Origin of the sequence: Salegentibacter sp. 24 (assembly GCF_004362395.1) — a bacterium.
In the GTDB taxonomy this organism is placed as follows: Bacteria; Bacteroidota; Bacteroidia; order Flavobacteriales; family Flavobacteriaceae; genus Salegentibacter.
Genome location: NZ_SNWE01000005.1, coordinates 23,874 through 48,213, shown reverse-complemented (window position 1 = coordinate 48,213; position 24,340 = coordinate 23,874). Strand labels below are relative to the sequence as shown.

Annotated in this window: 15 protein-coding genes; 12 read left to right on the top strand and 3 right to left on the bottom strand. The window is 39.1% G+C overall.

What is annotated here, in order from left to right; genetic code table 11:
* Positions 1-40 precede the first annotated feature (40 nt).
* Both DET49_RS04665 and DET49_RS04660 read right to left on the bottom strand, forming a co-directional pair.
* Complete coding sequence (locus DET49_RS04665; protein ID WP_133546938.1) at positions 41-4,105, bottom strand: two-component regulator propeller domain-containing protein; 4,065 nt, start codon at positions 4,103-4,105, stop codon at positions 41-43.
* A 302-nt stretch (positions 4,106-4,407) separates the two neighbouring features.
* Positions 4,408-5,097: an NUDIX hydrolase gene (locus DET49_RS04660; protein WP_133546937.1), complete on the bottom strand. Its 690-nt coding sequence runs from the start codon at positions 5,095-5,097 to the stop codon at positions 4,408-4,410.
* A gap of 185 nt (positions 5,098-5,282) precedes the next feature.
* On the opposite strand from DET49_RS04660, the gene DET49_RS04655 reads away from it, so the two are divergent.
* The 12 genes from DET49_RS04655 to DET49_RS18395 all read left to right on the top strand — a co-directional run bounded on the left by DET49_RS04655 (position 5,283) and on the right by DET49_RS18395 (position 21,297).
* Positions 5,283-6,821: an alpha-N-arabinofuranosidase gene (locus DET49_RS04655; RefSeq protein ID WP_133546936.1), complete on the top strand. Its 1,539-nt coding sequence runs from the start codon at positions 5,283-5,285 to the stop codon at positions 6,819-6,821.
* 6 nt (positions 6,822-6,827) lie between these two features.
* The gene (locus DET49_RS04650) at positions 6,828-9,215 is read left to right on the top strand and encodes a glycoside hydrolase family 127 protein (RefSeq protein WP_133546935.1); all 2,388 of its coding nucleotides are present in this window, start codon (positions 6,828-6,830) and stop codon (positions 9,213-9,215) included.
* A 29-nt stretch (positions 9,216-9,244) separates the two neighbouring features.
* A complete protein-coding gene (locus DET49_RS04645; RefSeq protein ID WP_133546934.1) occupies positions 9,245-10,936 on the top strand; it encodes a ribulokinase in 1,692 nt (563 codons plus the stop codon).
* Positions 10,926-11,630, top strand: coding sequence for an L-ribulose-5-phosphate 4-epimerase (locus DET49_RS04640; RefSeq protein WP_133546933.1), 705 nt, complete (start codon positions 10,926-10,928; stop codon positions 11,628-11,630). The genes DET49_RS04645 and DET49_RS04640 overlap by 11 nt, the downstream gene beginning before the upstream one ends.
* Positions 11,631-11,707: 77 nt before the next feature.
* Complete coding sequence (araA, locus tag DET49_RS04635) at positions 11,708-13,216, top strand: L-arabinose isomerase (RefSeq protein WP_133546932.1); 1,509 nt, start codon at positions 11,708-11,710, stop codon at positions 13,214-13,216.
* Between the two features lie 23 nt (positions 13,217-13,239).
* The gene (locus DET49_RS04630; protein ID WP_133546931.1) at positions 13,240-14,421 is read left to right on the top strand and encodes an aldose epimerase family protein; all 1,182 of its coding nucleotides are present in this window, start codon (positions 13,240-13,242) and stop codon (positions 14,419-14,421) included.
* Positions 14,422-14,424: 3 nt separating this feature from the next.
* Entirely contained in the window at positions 14,425-16,044 is a 1,620-nt protein-coding gene (locus tag DET49_RS04625) for a sodium:solute symporter (protein ID WP_133546930.1), read from the top strand.
* A 67-nt stretch (positions 16,045-16,111) separates the two neighbouring features.
* Positions 16,112-17,059, top strand: a complete 948-nt coding sequence (locus DET49_RS04620; protein WP_243729519.1) for an alpha/beta hydrolase — start codon at positions 16,112-16,114, stop codon at positions 17,057-17,059.
* A gap of 343 nt (positions 17,060-17,402) precedes the next feature.
* A complete protein-coding gene (locus DET49_RS04615; RefSeq protein ID WP_133546929.1) occupies positions 17,403-18,980 on the top strand; it encodes an NADP-dependent glyceraldehyde-3-phosphate dehydrogenase in 1,578 nt (525 codons plus the stop codon).
* A 31-nt stretch (positions 18,981-19,011) separates the two neighbouring features.
* Positions 19,012-19,998 carry an aldo/keto reductase gene (locus DET49_RS04610; protein WP_133546928.1) on the top strand — a complete coding sequence of 329 codons (987 nt, stop codon included), beginning with the start codon at positions 19,012-19,014 and terminating at the stop codon, positions 19,996-19,998.
* A 55-nt stretch (positions 19,999-20,053) separates the two neighbouring features.
* Positions 20,054-20,953 carry an SMP-30/gluconolactonase/LRE family protein gene (locus DET49_RS04605; RefSeq protein ID WP_133546927.1) on the top strand — a complete coding sequence of 300 codons (900 nt, stop codon included), beginning with the start codon at positions 20,054-20,056 and terminating at the stop codon, positions 20,951-20,953.
* Between the two features lie 158 nt (positions 20,954-21,111).
* Entirely contained in the window at positions 21,112-21,297 is a 186-nt protein-coding gene (locus DET49_RS18395; protein WP_166636540.1) for a hypothetical protein, read from the top strand.
* A 188-nt stretch (positions 21,298-21,485) separates the two neighbouring features.
* Here DET49_RS18395 and DET49_RS04600 read toward each other — a convergent pair whose 3' ends face one another.
* Positions 21,486-24,338, bottom strand: a complete 2,853-nt coding sequence (locus tag DET49_RS04600) for a glycosyl hydrolase 115 family protein (RefSeq protein ID WP_133546926.1) — start codon at positions 24,336-24,338, stop codon at positions 21,486-21,488.
* Positions 24,339-24,340 lie beyond the last annotated feature (2 nt).

The window sequence follows — 24,340 nt, the reverse complement described above, 5'->3', positions numbered from 1 at the left end:
TTCCTGATAAAACTAGCAGGGGGTTCCTTTAATTTGCAATTTAGACTTCCGAATGTTTTTCCCGGTAATTGCTTGGTGGCATTCCATAGAGATCTTTGAATTTGGTGGAAAACTTAGAAGTACTTGAAAATCCCACTGCATAAGCGACTTCAGATATGTTTATTTTTTTTGAAATCAATAAATTTGAAGCCTGTTTCAACCTGATGTTAGTAACTAATTCCCCGGCAGACTGGTTGGTGAGCTGTTTTAGTTTACGATAGAGATGAACCCGACTTATTCCTAATTCTGAAGCAAGCATTTCAACATTTAAATCAGGGTTGTTGAGATTTTTATTGACTACATCCATAAATTTTTCAAGTAGGGTTTCATCACTCGATTTTAGATCAAGCTGTTTAATTTTATCATCCCGTAATTGTTTTCCGGAATAAGTATTTTTTAATAAGGCCCGATTTTTAAGTAAGTTGGTTACCGTCCTTTTAAGAATATCAATACTAAATGGTTTATTAATATAAGCATCTGCGCCTATCTCCAAACCCTGATAGTTGGTTTCTTTATCGGTTTTCCCAGTCAATAGAATGATGGGAATGTGATTAGTGTTGATGTTTTTCCTAATTTTTCGAACCAGATTGATTCCGTCCATTTCCGGCATCACAACATCACTTATGATTAAATCCGGGATCTTTTTAACGATCATTGGAAAAGCCAGTTTTCCATTCGAAGCCAATGAGATGTTATAGCGGTTTCCCAGTTCCCGGAATATATAATTTCTAATTTCATCATCATCGTCTACTATAATAATGCTGGGTTTCTTTGTTTCACTAGACTTATTAAGGGTCTGAATATCTTCGTGAGTTTTTTCTTCAGGCTGCTCGGTCACCTCCGCGGTAAAAGAACCCATAACTTCTGGTATAATTTCATTTTCCTGAAGATGGTCACTTCCCTGGGGTAAACTGATGGTGAACTTGCAGCCTTTTCCATTTTTATTATTTTCTGCCGCCACACTTCCATGATGTAATTCTGCTATAGATTTGGTAAGATGAAGTCCAATCCCGGTTCCTTCATATTGACGGCTTTTGCTATTTGGAACCTGATAAAAACGATTAAAAACATTACTGAGCTCGCTTTCTTTTATACCCGTACCATCATCTTTTACAATTATTAAAATTTTATTTTCGCTGTCATCCAATAAAATTTTCACCTCTATATTTCCATTTTCTGGGGTGAATTTGATGGCATTAGAAATTATATTTTGAATAATCTTGTCAAAGTGGTTGGGATCAATAAATGCATATATCTCCGGAAGAGGAAAATTCATCTTGAACTTGATTCCCTTACTTTCTATCTGATCCTCAAAAAGGGCAATAATCGTCCTTACAAACCCTATAATCTCTGTCTTTTGAAATTTCAACTCAACGCTTCCCTGGTCAATTTTTCTGGCATTTATTGACTGGTTTAAGAGGTGAAGGATTCTTTCTGAATTTCGCTCCATAATTTTGTAGAGCTTCTGGCGATTTTCCTCCTTATCTGTTTTTATTAATTTGTTAAGAGGATTAATGATCAAAGAAATAGGTGTTTTAATATCGTGCGATATATTGGTTAGAAATTGAAGTTTAGCTTCATTGATTTGTTCCGCATGAAGGTGTTCTTGTAACTTCTTTTTAGTATTTCGCCTTTGAACAATTTGTTGCGTTATAATGTAGGTCAGTACTATGATTATTAACAAATAAATTACCTTAGCTAAGTTAGAAAAATACCAAGGTTGATGAATTATAATTACCAGTTCTTGTTCATTTGAAAAATCCCCATAATCATTAGCTCTTACTTTAAATATATATGTTCCGGGTTCCAAATTATTAAATGTAACAGAATTCATTCCGGGTATGAGCTTTATCCATTTACCTGAATTTAAGGAGTAAGAATACGTTATCAGTTCAGGGTTTTTAAATTCGAAAGAGGAAAATTCAATGCTGAAATCATTATCCTTGTGAGCCAGTTCAACAGTGTCAGCATCAATTATTGCTTCTTCTATTATGGCGTAACGTCCAGATTTCATTCCTTTTTTCACTGGCTTGTCTTCAAGATAAAAGCCTGTGATTCTGAGGTCTACTTCGTTGCCTGTGGAGATGATTTCTGAAGGATTAAAAAAAGTTACTCCATTGGTGCTTCCAAAGTACAAGGGGCCGTTTTCTTCATTATAGGAAGCATTTTTATTGAATTCATTTCCCTGGAGACCATCACGGAAGTAGTAATTTTTTAGTTCTTTAGTTGGTAATTCTAATTGAGAGATACCGTGATTGGTGCTGATCCATAGATTGTTGTTCTCATCCTCTTCTATAGCACATATTACATTGCTGGGAAGACCGTTCTCGGTAGTAAATACCTGAGTGATAGTATCATTTTCAGGTTTGAAAAAGAGCCCCTCGGAAGTTCCAATCCATAGATTCATTGCCTCATCTTCATAGAGGCTATAAACAATCTTATTGCTTAAAATATGATTTTGTCCCTTGTTGTTGAGGAAGCTGTTTTTTTCCAAATCCAAGGTAGCTAGTCCATCATAAGTACCTATAAAAATTTTATTAGACCTTGAGAGGAGTAAACAATTAATCCATTTATTGTGTAATTGCTCAGATCTATCGCCCTTTTTGATGATGTTGTGACTTGTGGCTTGTTTTGTTTGAAGGTTATAAGAATAGAGTCCATACCCCAAAGAACCAATCCATAGATTTTTTTGTTTGTCCTCAATAATACTATAAATCCTTTCTACAGAATTATTCTGTTCGTCTTTTAGGTCATCAACAAATTTTAACTCCTTGTTTTGTCTATCCAGTTTAGCTAAACCTTTAAGGTAAGTTCCAATCCATAGCTGATTTTCTGAATCCTGGTAAATACTCATTATGCTCGCAGAGCTTTTAATACCATCAGTACTTATACGAAATCGCTGTTCTATTTCTTCTGATATGCCATATAGCCCATCCCCGTCAGTACCGATCCAAAGAATATCTTTATTATCCTTAAAAACGGACATGACGCTATTAGAGCCAATAATGTCATTCTTTACCGATTGGTATCCGATGTAATTAAAATTATTGATCTTATCAGGTATTAGCAATACTCCCTTTTGATAAATACCAAGCCATAAATTATCCGCTTTATCCTGTATAATAGAGTGGATTTTTGTTTTAGTAAAATCAAAATTGGATATGCTGAAATCAGTTACGTTCATTTTTTCTTTTACCGGATCATAGATCTTTAAACCCATGCCGTCTGTACCAACTATTATTTCGTTGTCATCATTGGAAAAAAGAGATTTTACAGGGAGGTTCTTAGAATCCTTAATAAAATGGAATTGATCTTTTTCTCTATTGTATTTATACAAACCACTGGTTAAACTTCCAACATAGATATTACCATTTTTATCTTCAGTGATACTGGATATATGGGTTTCATTCTCTGGGTCATTAAAATATTCTGTGATTTCTCCTGACGATGTGACTTTAAAGAGACCTCTGTCCTGGCTAAAAGCCCATAAATTTCGCTTATGATCTTCGAATATTCCTTCCAGATATGAACTTGGAACCATTTCTGGAAATTTGCGGGCTACAGGTTTACCTTTCACCTGAAATAATTTAAATATTCCCTGCCCGGAAGTGCTTATTAAAATCTCTCCATTTTCTCTTTCAAGCATCGAGGTTACATGGGCAGGATATGGGGTGTTGCTTTCTATCAATAAAGGGATTTCATGAAATTCTTCAGTGGCGTGATCAAAATATTGTAAACCGTTAAAGAACCCGAAATACAAAACTCCATTGCTATCCTGAAAAATAGACTTTACGTAATTATTTAAAATGGAGGTGGAATCTTGCTTGTTCTGCTTAAAGATAGAAAACTTTGCCCCGTCATATCTGTCCAAGCCATCTTCGGTTGCAATCCAGATATAGCCTTTGTCATCCTGGTAAATTTGATTTATCAGGCTACTGGAAAGTTCAGCATCCGTAGAAAATAGTTTTCCTACCTGGCTATAGATAGAAAATGGCAACAATAAGAAAGAAATAATAATGAGGATATAACTATTCACATAAGATATTTCAGGATTATGCACTTTCATATGAACCTACTAATTTTTGGAATTAAATTCTCCTTGCTTCTTCGGGCAGAAACCCAGTAAATAAAATAGGGTAGATAAAAACTTATGGTTTTAATGACCACAAGTTATAATTTTTTTCTTAGTTTAGCAATCTATTGAGGTTTTATATAAATAATCCAATATTTATTATTAAAAGTATCCTTTTGAGAGAAAATGTTTTAATTTTACAGTTGAAAACCATTTAAGTACTGAAACAACTCTCAAAAGGATTATTTAATTTACAGAATAACTACCTTATAAGGCTTATTCTGTTAGAAAACATCCTAAAGCTTAAAAGAAAAACCTTCCTCTACTTTTTGGCTGTATTTTTTAGAATCAAACTTATAAAGGAAGGAGCCTTTACGCGAAGAATTCATATCTTTCTCGTTTAGTTTGATCAAAATATCCAAAGCATTTATTTTATTGATGAAATTTCGTTTGTCTAGTTTCTCCCCCAGGATGGATTCATACAATTTTTGAAGTTGACGCATTGTAAATTTTTCTGGAAGTAGTTCAAATCCAATGGGTTTTTTTGAAGTTTTATAGCGTAATCTTCTTATAGCCTTAGTAATCATTTCAGAATGATCAAAAATTAGTTCAGGAAGTTCAGTGACGCTGAACCATTGAGCGGAATGTTTGTCAATTAAAGCTTTATCGTGTTTTTTGCTATTTATAAGGGCAAAATAGGCAACCGATATCGTTCGTTCCGCAGGATCCCTGTCAACCTCGCTAAAAGCATATAGTTGCTCCATATAAATCTTTTCAATTCCCGTCAATTGAAGTAGAATTCGGTTGGCCGCTATATTCAGGTTTTCTTCTCTTTTCAGGAACCCTCCCATTAGAGACCATTTGCCTTTTTCAGGTTCAAAATTCCTTTTAATTAGAAGAATTTTCAGATCCTCCTCATCAAAGCCAAATATTATACAATCAACTGCCAGAAGAACTTTATCTTCTAATTGGTATTTATGGACCATAAACTAATTAAATATTAAAACCGGAAAGCGGCTGCACGAATATTGAATTTAATTTCCTAATTCACAAAATTAAAAATTTGTTAAATAAAAATTGTTTTTAAGATTTACTTTTAATTATATTTGGAAATGTATAAATAACACTTAAGTTTTTAAAGATATTTAATTTATTATAATTCAATGATATTATGAAGGTTAAAATTATAATTACATTAATGCTGGGCCTTTCTTTAGGTCTTTACGGGCAGGAAACCAAAATTACAATTTTGGCTTCTGAGGATGCTCCCAAAATCAGCAGGCATATCTATGGTCATTTTGCTGAACATCTCGGAAGGTCTATTTACGATGGATTGTACGTGGGGGATACGAGTTCTATTCCCAATAAAGATGGTGTAAGAACAGATATAATAAAGGCCTTAAAAGAAATAAAAATACCTAACCTAAGATGGCCAGGCGGTTGTTTTGCCGATACTTACCAATGGAAAGATGGAATAGGCCCGTTAGAGGAGAGGCCTACGATGGTGAACTCCTGGTGGGGCGGAGTAACAGAGGATAATAGCTTTGGCACCCATAACTTTTTAAACCTTTGTGAAGAACTTGGAGCTGAGCCTTTTATTTCTGCAAATGTTGGGAGTGGAACGGTAGAGGACTTTATTGACTGGTTACAATATACGAATCACCCCAAGGGAAGTCCTATGGCCAAACTGAGAAAAGAGAATGGAAGGGAAGAGCCCTGGGATGTAAAATTTTGGGGAATAGGTAATGAAATGTGGGGTTGTGGTGGTAATATGACTGCCGAATATTATGCTAATATTTATAAACAGTATGCCACCTTTATGACTAGTTGGGAAAATGAAAATGATCTGTACAGAATTGCAGCCGGGGCTTCAGGTGGTGATTACCATTGGACTGAGGTTTTAATGCGGGAGGTTCCCAAATCTCTTATTGAAGCTGTGGGGCTTCATCATTATGCGGTTATAGATTGGGAAAATAAAGGATCTGCTACCGGGTATGACGAAGAAATCTATTTTAGAAGTATGGAAGAAGCTCTTAAAATGGAAGAGTTTGTAACCAAACATTCTCAGGTGATGGAAAAGTATGATCCTGATAATGAAATCGACCTGGTGGTGGATGAATGGGGAGGATGGTACGATGTGGAAGAAGGTACCAATCCCGGTTTCCTATATCAGCAGAATACGATGAGAGATGCCATGATTGCCGGAGCGACTCTAAATATTTTCAATAATCACAGCGAGAGGGTTAAAATGGCAAATATTGCCCAAACAGTAAATGTTTTACAGGCGGTGGTGCTTACAGAAGGTGAACAAATGATCCTCACCCCAACCTACCATGTGTTTAAAATGTATACCGTGCATCACGATGCCCAGCTCTTACCAGTCGATTTTGACTCTCCGAAGTACACTTTTGAAGGGGAATCTTTGCCTGCAATCTCTGTTTCAGCTTCTAAAAATGAAGCTGGGAATACTAATATTTCATTAGTAAACATAGACGCCAGTGAGGAGCATATAGTTGAAATTGATTTAGAAGGCCTGGATATTAATGATCTTGAAGCAAATATTCTTGAATCAGAAAAAATTCAGGATCACAATACTTTTGAAAATCCTAATAAAATTAAAATCAAGGAGTTTGAAGATTTTAAATTAAAAAATGGAAAGTTGGAAGTGAGCTTGCCTCCTTTTTCTGTAGTAGTGATATCTTCTAAATAATTTATTATGAAATTATTATTCGCTGATAATGAAAGGTTTTTTTTAAGCTTATTGTTTTTTCTCGCTACTACTATATTGTTAGGGCAAGAGCGAAAATTGGAAACTTTCAACCTTGAAGATGTCAACCTGGAAAAGGGAGCTTTCCGCAGTGCTATGTTAACCGATTTGGATTATATTTTGAAATTAAATCCTGATAAGCTTCTAGCGCCTTTCTTACGTGAAGCTGGCTTAGCACCAAAAGCAGAAAGTTATTCTAATTGGGAAAATTCAGGCCTGGATGGTCATATCGGAGGTCACTATCTTACGGCCCTTGCGCAAATGCAGGCTTCTGCCGGAAGTATAAAAGCTGATTCACTACTTAATTATAGTCTAAATGAATTAGAAAGAGTGCAAAAGGCCAATGGGAATGGTTATATAGGTGGTGTACCTGGCGGGAAAGAAATGTGGAACGCGATTGCCCGGGGAGAGATCGATGCAGGGGGTTTTAGTTTAAACGGGAAATGGGTGCCTCTGTACAACATTCATAAAACCTACGCCGGGCTGCGAGATGCTTATGAAATATCAGGAAAACCCAGGGCTAAAGAAATGCTCATCGAACTTTCTGACTGGATGCTGGAGATTACCGAGGATCTTTCGCAAAAGCAAATTCAGGAAATGCTGGTTTCCGAACACGGGGGTTTAAATGAAATTTTTGCTGATGTTGCCAGAATTACCGGTGAAGAAAAATACCTGGAGCTGGCCTATCAGTTTTCACATCAGAAATTGCTAAAACCATTAGCTGGAAATAAGGATATACTTAACGGGATGCATGCCAATACCCAGATACCTAAAGTTATTGGTTTTCAATCAATCGCCGAGATGGATAATAACAAGGACTTTCATAATGCGGCGGTCTATTTTTGGGATAATGTGGTAAATAAGCGCTCTGTTGCTATAGGGGGAAATAGCGTTAGGGAACATTTTCATCCTACCACGGATTTTTCTGAGATGATTTCCAGCGTACAGGGTCCGGAAACCTGCAATACCTATAACATGCTCAAATTGAGTGAAAAATTGTTCTTAGCCGATCCCGATGAAAAATATATGGACTATTATGAAGGCGCTTTATATAATCATATTCTTTCTTCCCAACATCCGGAAAAAGGAGGATTTGTATATTTTACACCAATGCGTCCAGGGCATTACCGGGTCTATTCCCAACCCCAAACCAGTTTTTGGTGTTGCGTTGGCTCGGGTATAGAAAATCACGGTAAGTATAACCGATTTATTTATACCCACTCAGATGACGAACTCTTTGTAAACCTATTTATCCCTTCGAGCTTAACCTGGCAGGAAAAAGGAATAGAATTGCATCAGCAAACTGATTTCCCGAATGAAGAATCGACCACTTTTAAAATAGCGACAAAGGCACCACAAAAATTCAGCCTGAAACTTAGGTACCCTTCCTGGGTAAAGAAAGGGGAGTTTAAAATACACATTAACAACCAAGCTATAGCAGTGAACCAGGATCCGGGCTCTTATGTTGAGCTCGATCGTACCTGGAGAGATGGAGATGAGGTGAAAGTGGAACTGCCTATGCACATCTCCGCTGAAAAATTACCCGACGGGTCCGATTATGCGGCTTTAAAATATGGTCCAATCGTTTTGGGAACTAAAACCGGTGATAATAATCTGGAAGGGCTTTTTGCAGATGATAGTCGAGGCGGTCATATCGCTGCCGGGAAACAGGTTCCAATCTCTGAAATGCCCGTATTTCTTGCCAAGAACCTGGAAGATCTGGTAAGCAAAGTAGAAAAAAATCCAGGCGATTACCTTAGCTTTTCAATTGCCGAAGGAATCTATCCTGAAAAATTCCAGCACCTTAAGTTTATTCCATTTTATAATATTCACGAGTCCAGGTATGCCATTTACTTACCGGTGGAAACAAAAGAAAGTTATATCAAAAAACAAAAAGAGCTAAAGGCGCTTGAAGAAGCTGAGCATAAATTAGAATCACGAACTATAGATAGGGTTGTTCCTGGAGAGCAACAGCCTGAATCGGATCATTTTATTGAGAGTGAAAATTCCAGTACGGGAACACATCAGAACCGGCATTGGCGCGATGCTTCGGGGTGGTTCAGTTATGAGCTGAAAGACAGCAAGAAAAAAGCCAGTAGACTGCGAATTACTTACTACGGAAAAGATGCTAATAGGGAATTCAGCATTTATTTAAATGGTAAAATCCTTGCAAAAGAAAATTTCCAGGGAGAAAAAGGAGATCGGTTTTTTTCTATAGCATATGAGCTTCCGGAAGAGATGGAGTATAATGAAGAGGAGCAAATAAATATAAGGTTCGAAGCAAAACCTGGATCTCGAACAGCAGGGATTTATGATGTAAAACTTTTAAAAGATTAGGAGTACAGAAGATAAAACTGCATACATATATGAAAAATTACGTTATAGGCCTGGATTACGGAACTGACTCGGTAAGAGCAGTACTTGTGGATACAGGTAGTGGTCAGGAAGTGGCTACAGATACTTTTTATTATCCGAGATGGCAGGAAAAAAAGTACTGCAACGCGGCAACCAACCAGTTCCGCCAGCATCCTTTAGATCATATTGAAGGCCTGGAAAAAACCATTAAGGGAGTATTAGTTAAGAGCAAAATTGATAGTGACTCCGTCAAAGGAATCTGTATTGACACCACAGGTTCTTCTCCGATTGCGGTTACCAAAGAAGGGAAACCGCTTGCATTTGAAGAAGGTTTTAAGGAAAATCCAAATGCCATGATGGTGCTTTGGAAAGATCACACCGCAATTGACGAGGCTAATGAAATCAATGATTTAGCCAGGAATTGGGGTGGAGAAGATTATACCAAATATGAAGGCGGAATTTATTCTTCCGAATGGTTTTGGGCCAAAATCGCCCACGTTATTCGGGAAGACAAAGCAGTGAAAAAGGCTGCGTATTCCTGGATGGAGCATTGTGATTTGATGACCTTTCTGCTTATTGAACATCAGGATTTATCCACTTTTAAACGCAGCCGCTGCGCTGCTGGTCACAAAGCAATGTGGCACCAGAGCTGGGATGGTCTTCCTTCTAAAGATTTCCTTACTCGACTGGATCCATATTTGGGAGAATTGCGTGAGCGGTTGTATATGCAGACCTATACTTCGGACGAAGTTGCAGGAAATTTAAGTGCGGACTGGGCCAGGAAACTGGGCCTGTCTACCGATTGTGTAATCGCGGTAGGTACTTTTGATGCTCATTCAGGGGCAGTGGGTGCCAAAATCGATAAACATACCCTGGTTCGGGTTATGGGTACTTCGACCTGCGATATTATTGTTTCCCAGCAGGACAAGCTAGGGGATAAAACAGTTCACGGCATATGCGGGCAGGTAGATGGTTCGGTAATTCCAAATATGATTGGCCTTGAAGCCGGGCAATCGGCATTTGGGGATGTTCTGGCCTGGTTCAAAGATGTACTTAGCTGGCCTTTGGAGAACCTGGTTTTGAGTTCCGATCTTATCTCCGAAGAACAAAAAGCAAAACTTGTAGAAGAAATCGAGCGGGATTTCATCAAAAAACTTTCTAAAGCAGCTCAGGAAATTCCACTTTCAGAAAGTATTCCCGTTGCTCTAGACTGGATTAACGGGAGGAGAACGCCAGATGCCAACCAGGAATTAAAAAGTGCCATTTCCAAACTCTCCCTGGGTTCAAAAGCACCTCATATTTTTAAGGCCCTTATCAATTCGATTTGCTTTGGCTCCAAACAAATTGTCGATCGTTTTGAAGAGGAAGGCGTGAAAATAAATAGTGTGATTGGTATAGGCGGGGTAGCACGTAAATCTCCTTTTATTATGCAAACCCTGGCTAACGTGCTGAATATGCCTATAAAAGTGGCTTCTTCAGATGAGGCTCCCGCGCTGGGAGCTGCAGTTTATGCTGCCGTTGCCGCTGGACTTTATCCTAACGTGATCGAAGCCAGTAAAAAGCTGGGTAGCGACTTTGAAGCGGAATATCATCCCCAGCCGGAAGCTTTAGATACTTATGCTGCATTAATGGAAGAATATAAGGAATTAGGTGCTTTCGTCGAAAATAATATTAACCGAAAATCTACTATAAATGAGCTCTAATTATAAAGCATTAAAACAGGAATGTTACCAGGCCAATATGGAACTTGATGCCTTAAACCTGGTGATCTATACCTTTGGAAACGTGAGTGCGGTTGACCGGGAAAAAAAGGTTTTCGCCATAAAGCCCAGTGGCGTACCTTACCAGGAGTTGAAACCTGAGGATATCGTAATCCTCGATTTTGAAAACAAGGTTATTGAAGGGGAAATGCGTCCTTCCTCAGACACCAAAACCCACGCCTTTCTTTATAAGAATTGGGAGAATATTGGGGGAATAGCCCATACCCATGCTACGTATTCGGTGGCCTGGGCACAATCTCAGAAGGATATCCCGATTTTTGGAACCACCCATGCCGATCATCTTACCGCGGATATTCCCTGTGCACCTCCAATGCGAGATGAACTTATAGAGGGTAATTATGAACACAATACCGGCATCCAGATCCTGGATTGTTTTAAAGAAAAGAAACTTTCTTACCAGGAAGTGCCTATGGTGCTTATCGGTAATCACGGTCCCTTTACCTGGGGGCAGGATGCTGCAAAAGCAGTATATAACAGCAAGGTGCTGGAAGAAGTGGCAAAAATGGCACTGCTTACGATGCAAATTAATCCGGAAGCCCCAAGAATGAAGGATTCCCTAATTAAAAAACATTACCAGCGTAAACACGGCAAAAATGCCTATTACGGTCAAAATTAATATCAAATAAATGCAGAACCTCACAGCTCTTTGAATTCTGTGAGGTTTGGTAATAATCTTAATAACAAAAATACCAAATGATTAATATAGAAGCAAAAGAGATCTGGTTTGTAACTGGTAGCCAGCATTTATACGGTGATGAAACCTTAAACCAGGTTGCCGGTGATTCCAAAGAAATAGTACAAGGACTTAATGAATCTAAGCATCTTCCGCTAAAAATAGTCTGGAAAGATACGGTGAAAACGGCAGATGAGATTACCGATATTTGCCAGGCGGCCAATGCCAATAAAAACTGTATTGGCATTGTAGCATGGATGCATACATTTTCGCCGGCTAAAATGTGGATAAAAGGACTAAGCCTGCTTAAAAAACCACTTTGCCACTTACATACACAATTTAATGCTGAGATCCCATGGGGTAAAATTGATATGGATTATATGAACCTGCACCAGTCAGCTCACGGGGACAGGGAGTTCGGTTTTATAATGAGCCGTATGCGCAAAAAACGCAAAGTAATTGTAGGTCACTGGAAAACCGATCGCGTGCAACGCAAACTGGGAATTTGGTCTCGTGTGGTTTTAGGATGGGATGAACTTCAGCATCTAAAAGTAGCTCGTATTGGCGATAATATGCGCAATGTTGCAGTCACCGAGGGTGATAAAGTGGCCGCTGAAATGAAATTTGGGATGGCCGTTAATGGTTACGATTCTTCAGAGGTTGTAGCGCATATCGATAAAATTTCCGAAGAAAAAGTAAATGATTTACTGAAGGAATATCAAGCCGATTATAATTTAACTGAAGACCTAAAAGAAGGAGGCGCGCAAAGAGACTCTTTGGTTGATGCTGCTAAAATTGAATTAGGATTGCGGTCATTTTTAGACGAAGGAGGTTTTAAAGCCTTTACCGATACTTTTGAAAATCTGGGAAAACTTAAACAATTACCGGGCATTGCGGTGCAACGTTTAATGGCCGATGGTTATGGTTTTGGTGCAGAAGGCGATTGGAAAACCGCCGCACTATTACGTGCTATGAAAGTTATGGCTGTTGGATTAGAAGAAGGAACTTCTTTTATGGAAGATTACACCTACCATTTTACTCCACAGAAATCTTATGTTTTAGGCTCACATATGCTGGAAATTTGTCCTTCTATTGCTGATGCAAAACCAACCTGCCAGGTGCATCCCCTGGGTATTGGTGGAAAAGAAGACCCTGTACGACTGGTTTTTAATGCTCCGGAAGGAGATGCTTTAAATGCCTCTTTAATAGATATGGGGAACAGGTTCAGGTTAATTGTGAACGAAGTGGAAGCGGTAGCACCGGAAGCCGATTTACCACACTTACCGGTAGCACGTGTATTATGGGATGCCAAACCTAACCTGGAGATTGCCGCGACATCCTGGATTTTGGCCGGGGGCGCACATCACACGGTGTATACACAAGCCTTAACTACGGAATTCCTGGAAGATTTTGCCGATATCGCCGGGATTGAATTATTGGTTATTGATGATAAGACCAGTATTAGGGAATTCAAGGATAAAATAAATGCCAATGAGGCATACTACCATATGTTTCAACATGGAATGTAATTTCTAAACTAACGCATCTAATTATGAAACTTTCAAAAAATAATCTTTTCGGTCTGGGAATAGTTTTCCTGTCCTTGTTTTTTATTCAATGTAAAAATGGAGAGAAGGAGGCTGAAACCGACATAAAAGAAATGAACACCGAAAAAAGCCCACAAACAATGCAAAAAGAAGATTACGGTACCACTGCACAGGGAGAAAAAGTCGAGCAATATATACTTACCAATAAAAATGGTATGGAAGTAAAAATCATCACCTATGGTGGTAGGATAACGTCCTTAAAGGCACCTGATAAAAATAATCAATTTGAAAATGTTGTCCTTGGTTTTGATTCGCTGGTGCAATACACCAAAGACAACCCGTTTTTCGGAGCTTTAATTGGCAGGTTTGGAAACCGTATTGCCAAAGGAAAATTCACATTGGATGGGGAGGAATATACCCTAGCTCAAAATGATGGGGAAAATCATTTGCACGGTGGTAAAAAAGGCTTTGACAAAGTGATTTGGAAGGTAAAAGAAGCAACCGGGAATAGCTTGAAATTAAGCTACACCAGTAAAGATATGGAGGAGGGGTATCCCGGGGAGCTGAAAACCACGGTCACCTATACCCTGACCGATGATAATGCACTGGAAGTGGATTATAAAGCGACTACCAACAAAACCACTATAGTGAATTTAACCCAGCATGCTTATTTTAACTTGTCAGGGGATTTTTCTGAAACTATTTTGGACCATAAACTGGAAATCAATGCTGATAAATTTTTACCCGTAGACCAAACCCTTATTCCCACCGGAGAAATAAGAAAAGTAGAAGGTACTGCTTTTGATTTCCGTAAATCGAAAACCATTGCAAAGCATATTGAAGATATGAGTACCCAAATTAAACGTGGTAAGGGCTATGACCATTGCTGGGTTTTAAATGACCAGGATTCCGGAATGCGATTGGCTGCATCAGCCTATCACCAGGAAAGTGGTAGAGTGCTTGAAGTGCATACCAATGAACCAGGGATTCAGTTTTACTCTGGGAATTTTCTTGATGGAACCCTTCCACAAGCCGATGGAGAGGGCACTTATGGTCACAGAAGTGGGTTTTGCCTGGAAACCCAGCATTACCCGGACGCACCAAATCAGGAGGGTTTTCCATCTGTGGTATTGAAACCGGGAGAAACCTACGCTTCCAAAACAAGTTTTAAATTTTCAGTAAAATAATTTATGAAAGCATTAGATATTTATGACTGGATTGCAATTGCTCTTTATTTCCTGGTTTTAGCCGGAATTGTTATTTGGGTAATTAGAAAAAAGCAATCGAATACCGAAGATTATTTTCTGGCCGGTAGAAATGTAGGCTGGTTTGTTGTCGGAGCTTCAATTTTCGCTTCCAATATTGGATCAGAACACGTAGTTGGACTCGCCGGTGCAGGTGCCGGAGATAAGCTTCCCATGCTTATTTATGAAATTCAGGCCTGGGTAGTTCTTATTTTAGGTTGGGTATTTCTTCCTTTTTATGCACGCAGTGGTGTTTTTACCATGCCCGAATTCCTGGAAAAAAGATTTGATGCCAGGTCAAGGTGGGTACTCTCAGTATTTTCCATTATTGCCTATGTGCTTACCAAGATCTCGGTAACGATCTATGCAGGAGGTATTGTAGTTTCTGCTTTACTAGGAATCAATTTTTGGACCGGTGCTCTTGGTACGGTGATTTTGACAGGACTTTACACCGTTTTAGGTGGTATGAGGGCCGTGGTTTATACAGAAACCCTTCAGGCAATAATCCTGGTCATCGGTGCCGCAGCCCTAACTTTTATCGGATTAGATGAAGTAGGAGGTTGGGCCAGTATGCAGGAAACCGTTTCTCCTGAATATCTTAATATGTGGCGATCTGCTTCAGATCCTGATTTCCCATGGCCATCTCTTTTGATTACCAGTACCATCGTGGGTATTTGGTATTGGTGTACCGACCAGTATATTGTACAACGTGCGCTTACGGCAAAGAATATTAAAGAAGGAAGACGTGGAACTATTTTTGGAGCTTTGTTGAAGTTATTGCCAGTTTTCTTATTCTTAATTCCTGGAATTATAGCACTTACCCTAAAGATGCGTGGTGAACTGCACTGGGATAGTCCTGATGAAGCCTTTCCGGTTTTAATGAGTAACCTGTTACCCTCTGGATTACGCGGGCTTGTAGCTGCGGGTTTATTGGCTGCATTAATGAGTTCCTTAGCCTCGGTTTTTAATTCCTGTTCTACTTTATTTACCGTAGATATTTATAAAAAACTTAGACCGAATACTCCTGAGAAAAAACTGGTAAGAACCGGTCAAATAGCTACGGTTATTATCGTTATTATCGGTATTATCTGGATCCCGATTATGGCCAATATTTCTGGGGTATTATATGAATATTTGCAGAAGGTGCAATCCTATATTGCACCCCCAATTACCGCGGTATTCCTTCTAGGTATATTCTACAAACGAATAAATGCACACGGGGCTTTTATTACTTTGGTTTTTGGTTTTATAGTAGGTGCCCTGAGGATTATCCTGGAATTATTTAAGGACTCTTTAGATCCTGATGGATTCTTATTCCTGGTAGGGGACATAAACTTTTTGACTTTTGCGGCCTGGTTCTTCTTATTCTGTGTGATTTTAATTACCGTTGTGAGTTTATTGACCAGTATACCTGCGAAAATTAAAACCGATAACCTTACTTTTCAGACGATTTCAGAAGAGGAAAAACGAAACAATAAAAACAGCTATAATTGGGTTGATATTGCCGTATCGATTTTAGTGGTGATCATTGTTGTTGGCGTTATGATATTCTTTAATGGAAAATAATGTCCATAATTCATCCATGGATTTAATAATAAAATATCTTTTGAATTATTAATATAAAAAACAACGCATGATGTCATATTCACCAACTAAATTTTCAAGGTCCCTTATGGGAATGATTTTATTTTTCTTGGCTTCAATAGGGATGGCACAAGATGGAACTATCTACCCACTCGAAGCTCCTTCCGAGCCTACGGCTATCCCCCTGGGAACAGGTAAAGTTGAAAATCAGCCTGCCCCGGAAACCTGGTTTCGTCAGTGGGGCGATCCCATGGCGAGGAATATATCTACTGCGACCCTTACTCCGTTCCTGCCAGACCCGGAAAAAGCCAATGGAACAACGGTAATTGTGGCTCCCGGGGGTGGTTTCAGGTGGCTTTCCATGGGAAATGAGGGTTGGGAAGTGGCTGAAGCCCTTGCAAAGCAGGGAATTGCTGCCTTTGTACTAAAGTATCGGCTTCACCCAACTCCAGAGTCTCTTGAAGACTTTAAGGCATACATGAATCGACCCCGCACCCCTTCCGCAGAATCTTCAGATGATCGGCAGGGTTCTGATTCAGAACGCCCACGTTCAAACCTTTCCAACCAGCTCGAGGATGCCGAGGCCGCTTATGCCTTGATCGTTGAACGCGCTGAAGAGTGGGGGGTAGATCCAAATAATATAGGTATGATGGGTTTCTCAGCTGGTGCAGGACTTACGATGCATTCTACTTTGAATTCCAAGACCATGGACCTGGCCTTTATCGCACCTATTTACGGAGGAATGAACGCAGTTGATGTACCAAAGGATGCCCCCCCTATGTTCAACGCTATTGCCGCTGATGATTTTCTTTTCAATGGGGAATTCGGTCTGATAGAGTCATGGTACAAAGCTGGCAGGCCTGTTGAATTTCATCTTTACCAGAACGGCGGCCATGGTTTCGGCCTGGGGAATCCGGACCGGACCAGTAATCGATGGTTCGATGCCTTTATACACTGGCTGGAGGTTAATAAGTTTCTAAGTAATGTTAAGAAGTGATCCGCTCAAGCAATTAATCCTTTAAATGTTAACTGCAGGTAAAACATCCCAGAGGGCACGAATTATTTTGCTATAATTTCTATTGAATTCCAGGGATTTCCACTAGCATATATTAACTTTAAGTGCTATTTAAAGGATCATGGAAGGCTTGTCAAGCAATAAGAATTAAAAGCTGAAATTGATAATCTCACTCTTTAAGAGCATCTCAATAAGAAGAACAAATTGCTCAAACTAAATGCATGATGTGCGTGCACTCTGGTAGTTATTTGGTTTGAGGTGACGATTTTTTAAAGGTAAAGAATTGAACCAGTACATTTAGTAACCAATCATTAAAACTAAATTTATGAACATACCAAAGGAGTTTCAAATTACAAAACTGCTTCACCAGGAGACTTATCTTGATAACGGAGAATTGATTAAATGGAATGGCCAACAGGATGAGGTTTATTCTACCATATCTTCCACTGAAGAATATAAACCCACCTTATTGGGTAGCATTCCACATATGGACAAGGACGCTGCACTGAAAGTCTTGAATTCGGCTTGCAAATCTTATTCACAGGGTCAGGGCGAATGGCCTACTATGAAGGTCTCCGAACGTATTTCCTGTATGCAGAATTTTGTAGCTAAAATGGAGACCAAACGGGAGGAAGTTGTTAAATATCTAATGTGGGAAATTGGGAAATCACTTCCTGACTCCCGTAAGGAATTTGACCGGACGGTGGAATATATCTATGATACTATCGAAGATTATAAGCAACTGGATCGGGACAGCGCCAAATTTTTTAAGCGTGATGGTATTCACGCTCATATTCGTCGCGGACCCCTTGGGGTAGTTTTATGTTTGGGTCCTTATAACTATCCTTTGAATGAAACTTTTGCCTTACTCATTCCAGCGCTTATTATGGGGAATACGGTTATTTTTAAACCTGCTAAGAACGGTGTTCTTTTACTTTCTCCTCTTTTAGAGGCCTTCAAAAGCAGTTTTCCTCCGGGGGTTGTAAATATAATCTATGGTCGGGGCAGGGAAGTAGCTGCTCCAATAATGGCATCAGGGAAAATAGATGTTTTGGCACTTATTGGTAACAGTAAATCGGCTATAGCTTTACAGGATCAACATCCGTATAAGAATCGTTTACGCCTCGTTCTGGGCTTGGAAGCTAAAAATCCGGCCATTATCTTACCCGATGCTGATTTGGACCTGGCCATTGAAGAATGTATTTCGGGCTCTTTGTCCTTTAACGGACAACGCTGTACTGCACTTAAAATAATTTATGTTCATCAGGACATCAGAGAAGAATTCAATAAACGTTTTACAAAAAAGGTTGACGCGTTAAAGTTCGGAAACCCCTGGGAAGAAGGTGTAAAACTAACTCCTTTGCCTGAAAGCGATAAGCCTGATTATATAAAGGAATTAATTGAGGACGCCAGGAAAAAAGGCGCGGAGATTATAAATGAAAAAGGAGGTAAACTTTCGGAGAATTACATTTATCCGGCGGTTTTATTCCCGGTAAATAAGGATATGCGGGTTTATCAGGAAGAACAATTTGGTCCCGTGGTACCAATTAAACCTTTTTCCGATATCCAGGAGATTTTAAATGAAATGGCCGACTCCAGTTATGGTCAGCAGGTTAGTTTATTCGGGAAGGATATTCAGGAAATCGCACCTTTAATCGATACGCTGGTAAATTTGGTATGCCGTGTAAATCTTAATAGTTCCTGCCAGCGTGGACCGGATGTTTTTCCTTTTACCGGAAGAAAAGATTCAGCGGTAAGTACTCTTAGTGTCCACGATGCCCTACGATCCTTTTCCATCAGGACTTTTGTAGCTTCAAAGGATAATGCTTATAATAATGAAATTTTGCAGGAATTGTTAAACTCAAAAACCTCGAATTTCGTCAGTACGGATTATATCCTATAATGAGGTTTTTGTATCTTGAAAAAAAAGTTATATGAATTATAGAAAGTTAGGAAAAACAGGTTTTAAAATTTCAGAGATTTCACTGGGCACATGGCAAATAGGTGGAAAATGGGGTTCCGGTTTTAGTGATCGAACTGCTGAGAAAACGATCAATACCGCAATAGATAAAGGAATTAATTTTATTGACACGGCTGATGTTTATGAAGCCGGTTTGAGCGAAGCAGCTGTAGGTAGGGTTGTTCGATCAAGGTCTGAGCGTATTTATGTAGCCACCAAATGCGGCAGGCAGATCAACCCGCATACTTCAGAAAATTATACGCCTGAAGCCCTTACTGGTTATGTAGAAGAAAGTCTTAAACGGACTGGTTTTGAAGCCCTGGATTTAATTCAATTGCATTGTCCGCCGACAGAGGTTTATTACCGTCCTGAGATCTTTGAAACCTTTCAGAAATTAAAAGATCAGGGTAAAATACTTCATTTTGGAGTTAGTGTAGAAAAAGTTGAAGAAGCTTTAAAAGCTATCGAATATGATATAGTTGACACTATTCAAATTATTTTCAATTTGTTCAGGCAGCGTCCTTCTGAACTTTTCTTTCAGCAGGCAAAAAAGAAGGATATCGGGATTATTGCCCGGGTGCCCCTTGCAAGCGGATTATTGACGGGGAAATTTGATAAGGATGTCAGTTTCGACAAGGAGGATCATCGGAACTTTAACCGAAATGGAGAGGCTTTCGATAAGGGCGAAACTTTTTCGGGAATAGACTTCGATCGAGGTCTAAAGGCCGTAAAAGAGCTTAAAAAGTTATTTCCTGAAGTTCAGAACCTGGCTCCTGTAGCTTTACAATGGATTTTGAAATTCCCTGAAGTTAGTTGTACTATTCCAGGAGCATCCAAAGAAGAGCAACTACTCTCAAATCTGTCTATTTATGATCGGCCGGAGCTTAGTGTAGAAAAGGTCAAAGCGATGAATAAGATCTATGAGGAATTTCTTAAACAGGAAGTTCACCAAAGATGGTAGCATAAAATTTATAATTAATTTACAGCCTTTCCTATCTTTAGCGAAAGGCTTTTTTATGAATATTATGAAATTAAATATCTTATCGCTCCTGATTGTGGGTTTTGGATTTCTTTCCTGTAACACCCAAAGAGAATTGGTTGAAAAAAGGGAAAAACCTGAACTTATTTCAGATGATTTTGAGTTTACGGAAGGTCCCGCTTCCGATCCTGAAGGGAATGTATATTTTACCGACCAGCCGAATAATAAAATTCATAAATGGGAGGTAGCTAAGAATACTATTTCGGTATATATGGAAAACGCAGGCCGGGCAAACGGGCTTTATTTTGATAACCAGGAAAATCTTCTGGCCGCTGCCGATAAAGATTCAGAGATCTGGAAAATCGATTCTAAAAAGGATGTTGAGGTTTTGGTCGAATCCTTCGAGGGGAAACGCTTGAACGGTCCCAATGATTTATGGGTTGCGCCAAGTGGCGGAATTTATTTTACAGATCCTTATTACCATCGGGATTATTGGGAGCGAACAGAAAAGGAAATTAAAGCAGAACGCGTATATTATGTAGATCCAAAGGGAAATATTAGTGTTGCGGCTGAAGATTTGGTTCAACCTAATGGAATTATTGGTACCCCTGATGGAAAAAAGCTCTACATCGCCGATATTAGAGCTGGAAAAACTTATTCCTATAAAATTAATTCTAATGGAAGTCTTTCGAATAAAGAACTTTTTACGGATTCAGGGTCAGATGGGATGACCATAGATAGCCAGGGTAATGTTTACCTTACTGGAAATGGCGTAACGGTTTTTGATAAATCGGGGAAGAAGATCAAGCATATTCCAATCCCTAAAGATTGGACCGCAAATGTCACTTTTGGCGGCAAAAATCACCAAAGTCTATTTATCACCGCTCAAGAAGCTATTTTTATCTTAAAGATGAAAGTAAAAGGGGTTCGCTGGTAATTGATTAAAATAAGCAGTTCAGATATGGGGCAATTTCCAGCCAGTTTTATAATTAGCTATTTACAATGCATCTGCTTGGGCATCGACAAAGGTTCCGGTTTCATTATTGCATTATATTTTTTTCGGTTTTATAAGTGATATATCCCAAATGTGCAGGAATGGCTGCAATACTTTCCGTTTCTACCCCACAATTAAGTTTTGAACTCTCATTGGAACGGATAGCAGAGATAAAATTTTTTAGCATGATTTTCCAGCGAGTTGCCTTCAGGAGCAATCAAATCAATGCGCTCCACCGTAGGTACCCACAGATCATTTTTGTTTTTTCTTCGGGAATAACTTCCTAATCATCCCTGTTGACCAAAGGTTGCTTAATATCTATAAAAGCAATGCCTTCGGTTCACAGTTTCCCCGCCGCGCTGTCAATACCTGTGGGGTACTCCCATAACAAGTTGGATCTATGGTCTACAAAGTGTCAGGAGTCATTAGGATAGGCGAATTTACCTCTGAAACGTGAAACGGATTTGGGAGATTTTCACTTTATATATTTACTTTCAGTTGGTCCTAAATAGGATTTTCCAATTTCGCCTTTTCTTATAATGATCTTCTGAAGTGCAACACCTGAATCGATTGCCCAGATTTTTAAGGTGTGGTTGTCTTTTTTGTCGAGTTGTACTTTTGAAATTACTCTTGTAATATTATTTCCAACGGAAGTGCCCCAATCATTTTCGGTGTCCTGATGCATGTTGATGATTTTTGGTTCCTTGTCATCAATTGAATAGGCGAATCTTAAGCCGCCTTTATTTTGAAAATCCAGGGTAGGGGAAAGTAAAAATTCTATGGTCATCTCCCCAGTGCTCAAATTATGAAAATCATAGGCTAGATAGGGATTGTCTTTTGATAATTCCCCTCGTGTTGGAGTTTCAGCAAATGAAGTCATAGTAGCTCCGGTTTTTCCCAAATTCGGTACTAAAGTCCATCCCTTATCATTCTTAGTTTTTTTACTGTAATGGGCAGCTTCCATTGCAATATAATTATTGCTTTCTACAAAACCTTTTACATTTTCAGTAGGGATATTATTAATGGGAACTTCAATTTTTACCGAATGTTCTCCTTTATGAATGCTGAAATTTCCCAGGGTTTTGCCTTTAGGAGCTTTCTTCCAGTTAATACTCAGGTAAAGTCTTTTCTGACCTTCAACTAAGCCAGATTTTTCTGAAATGTTTATCCATTTATCCTTATTCTTAACTTTAAAATTAAAAGCTCCTTTTCCCTTATTAAAAACTTCAATGTAAGACCTTTGGTCTGCTAAGGAATTAAACTCCGGGAGAGTTGCTGTTTGTTTCGAGGCCGGCCATGATTGTTTTGAGCCTTCAATAGCAATTCCCATTTCAGGATTTTCAGAAACTTCAATGGTTTCCACTTCTGGCATGGTTTGTTTTTCGGGCTGTTGCCAGTATGTGTATCCAATATGGGTTTGAGACATCATATGGTTCCATTTGCCGTCAGCCAGATCATGATACTTTTGGGTTAAGTCAGCATCTCTTTTATATAATTCCTTCACTTTTTCAGCGTAAGTGTTTGCCAGGGCTCGGCCTTGTTCAGCATATAACCTGTTTTTAGCAGTAGCTACATATAATTCATTTAAATTGGCTGAAGCTTTGACCGGAAACAATACTAATTGAAAATACGCATCTTGATATTCTTCTGGAAGTTTCCTGTAGATCGACTCTGCTTTTTCTACCAAATTATTATAATCATTTACCACTTTATCTGCCTCGTTATAATTGACTAAACTATAGGTTTCAGGGCTCAGCATTTCTGGTTTCCTGCGACTATTGTATTTGGTGTATTTACTTAAAATATCACCGATTTCCTGGGCATAGTTACTCCCGAATTGTTTCTGAGCCCAATTCGATGCGTATTCTTCCAACTCGTGGGCATCTATTGCTTCAGGATTCCATGCGAAATCCATAAAGAAACTAATAGGAAATTCCATGGGTTTTAGATCGCCTACATTTACCACCCAAATTTCTGTGGCACCATATTGATAGGCCAGGTTCATTTGTTCCCACACACGTTCGATTTGTGTTGTGTTGAGCCATTTATAATTACGTGGACCGCCCACATAATCAAAATGATAATAGATACCGTACCCGCCCTCTCTTGGCTCTTGTTCTGGGTCTGGTAATTTTCTTATGTTCCCCCAATTATCATCGGCAAGAAGCAGTGTGATATCTTCCGGAACCCTCATGCCCTGGTCATAATAATCCTGAACTTCTTTATAAAGGGCCCAAACCTGCGGGGTTTCCCTGGCCGGTTTTCCAGTAACATCTTCAATTATTTCTCGTTGGTCTTTTACAATGGTCTCCAGTAGTTCAATGGCTGTGCCTTCGGCCATGGGTTCGTCGCCATCACCACGCATTCCTATGGTCACCAGATTTTCATAATCCTGATTTCTTTCAAAACCAAATCTCCAAAAATCTCTTAATCCTTCAGGATTAGTACTATAGTTCCATTCCCCATTGCCGTGATCCTTCCCGTGGGTGCTCCATTCTTTTTGTGCCCGCATCATAGGTTCGTGATGAGAAGTTCCCATTACAATACCATAAGTGTCGGCTAATTTTGGATTTTTTGGATCGTCTTCATTAAAGGCTTTTCCCCACATCGCAGGCCAAAGGTAATTTCCTTTTAACCGAAGGATTAGCTTAAATACATGTTCATACATTTGGCTGTTAATACCGCCAAATTTTTCTCTGGCCCAGTTTCCTAAGCCTGGTTCTTCATCATTGATGAAAATTCCGCGGTATTTTACCTTAGGAGTCCCTGAGTAATAACTGCCCGGTTTTACATAAAGTTCTTCAGATTTTTTAACCGGAACATCTGCCCACCAGTGCCAGGGAGATACCCCAATTTTCTCAGCCAGATCATACATCCCGAAAATAGTGCCGCGTTTATCACTTCCGGCAATGATAAGGGCTTTTTTTACATCTGGATAAGGATTTTCGACCACCTGAATAAGAAAATTCTCCCAATTGTCTTTAATGCCGGAAACATCTAATTTATTCCTGGAAACCAATTCATTAATCAATTCACTCTTTCCAATTGTTCCTATAATGACAGGATAATCATTATTATGGATCTTCTGTGAAGAAAGCTCAAAATCATTCCCTGTTACTTTTTCCAGATCTGACTGGAGGTCTTTGGCTACTAACTGAACCCCCTGGTGATCTCCCTTATCAAAAAATAATGAGGCAGAATGCAAGGGAAAACCATTCTCTAAGGTATTGCTTATATAGGATTCTTGTGCTGTAGTAATTTGAATGAACCCAAAACACAACAAAATAAGCCAGGATTTTCGGAAATTTAAAATTGACTGTTGTTTCATTC

What these genes read in the sequence shown, in the direction of transcription:
- DET49_RS04665 (WP_133546938.1), bottom strand. Translation starts at nt 4,105, where the DNA reads ATGAAAGTGCATAATCCTGAAATATCTTATGTGAATAGTTATATCCTC.
- DET49_RS04660 (WP_133546937.1), bottom strand. Translation starts at nt 5,097, where the DNA reads ATGGTCCATAAATACCAATTAGAAGATAAAGTTCTTCTGGCAGTTGAT.
- DET49_RS04655 (WP_133546936.1), top strand. Translation starts at nt 5,283, where the DNA reads ATGAAGGTTAAAATTATAATTACATTAATGCTGGGCCTTTCTTTAGGT.
- DET49_RS04650 (WP_133546935.1), top strand. Translation starts at nt 6,828, where the DNA reads ATGAAATTATTATTCGCTGATAATGAAAGGTTTTTTTTAAGCTTATTG.
- DET49_RS04645 (WP_133546934.1), top strand. Translation starts at nt 9,245, where the DNA reads ATGAAAAATTACGTTATAGGCCTGGATTACGGAACTGACTCGGTAAGA.
- DET49_RS04640 (WP_133546933.1), top strand. Translation starts at nt 10,926, where the DNA reads ATGAGCTCTAATTATAAAGCATTAAAACAGGAATGTTACCAGGCCAAT.
- araA (WP_133546932.1), top strand. Translation starts at nt 11,708, where the DNA reads ATGATTAATATAGAAGCAAAAGAGATCTGGTTTGTAACTGGTAGCCAG.
- DET49_RS04630 (WP_133546931.1), top strand. Translation starts at nt 13,240, where the DNA reads ATGAAACTTTCAAAAAATAATCTTTTCGGTCTGGGAATAGTTTTCCTG.
- DET49_RS04625 (WP_133546930.1), top strand. Translation starts at nt 14,425, where the DNA reads ATGAAAGCATTAGATATTTATGACTGGATTGCAATTGCTCTTTATTTC.
- DET49_RS04620 (WP_243729519.1), top strand. Translation starts at nt 16,112, where the DNA reads ATGATGTCATATTCACCAACTAAATTTTCAAGGTCCCTTATGGGAATG.
- DET49_RS04615 (WP_133546929.1), top strand. Translation starts at nt 17,403, where the DNA reads ATGAACATACCAAAGGAGTTTCAAATTACAAAACTGCTTCACCAGGAG.
- DET49_RS04610 (WP_133546928.1), top strand. Translation starts at nt 19,012, where the DNA reads ATGAATTATAGAAAGTTAGGAAAAACAGGTTTTAAAATTTCAGAGATT.
- DET49_RS04605 (WP_133546927.1), top strand. Translation starts at nt 20,054, where the DNA reads ATGAATATTATGAAATTAAATATCTTATCGCTCCTGATTGTGGGTTTT.
- DET49_RS18395 (WP_166636540.1), top strand. Translation starts at nt 21,112, where the DNA reads ATGGCTGCAATACTTTCCGTTTCTACCCCACAATTAAGTTTTGAACTC.
- DET49_RS04600 (WP_133546926.1), bottom strand. Translation starts at nt 24,338, where the DNA reads ATGAAACAACAGTCAATTTTAAATTTCCGAAAATCCTGGCTTATTTTG.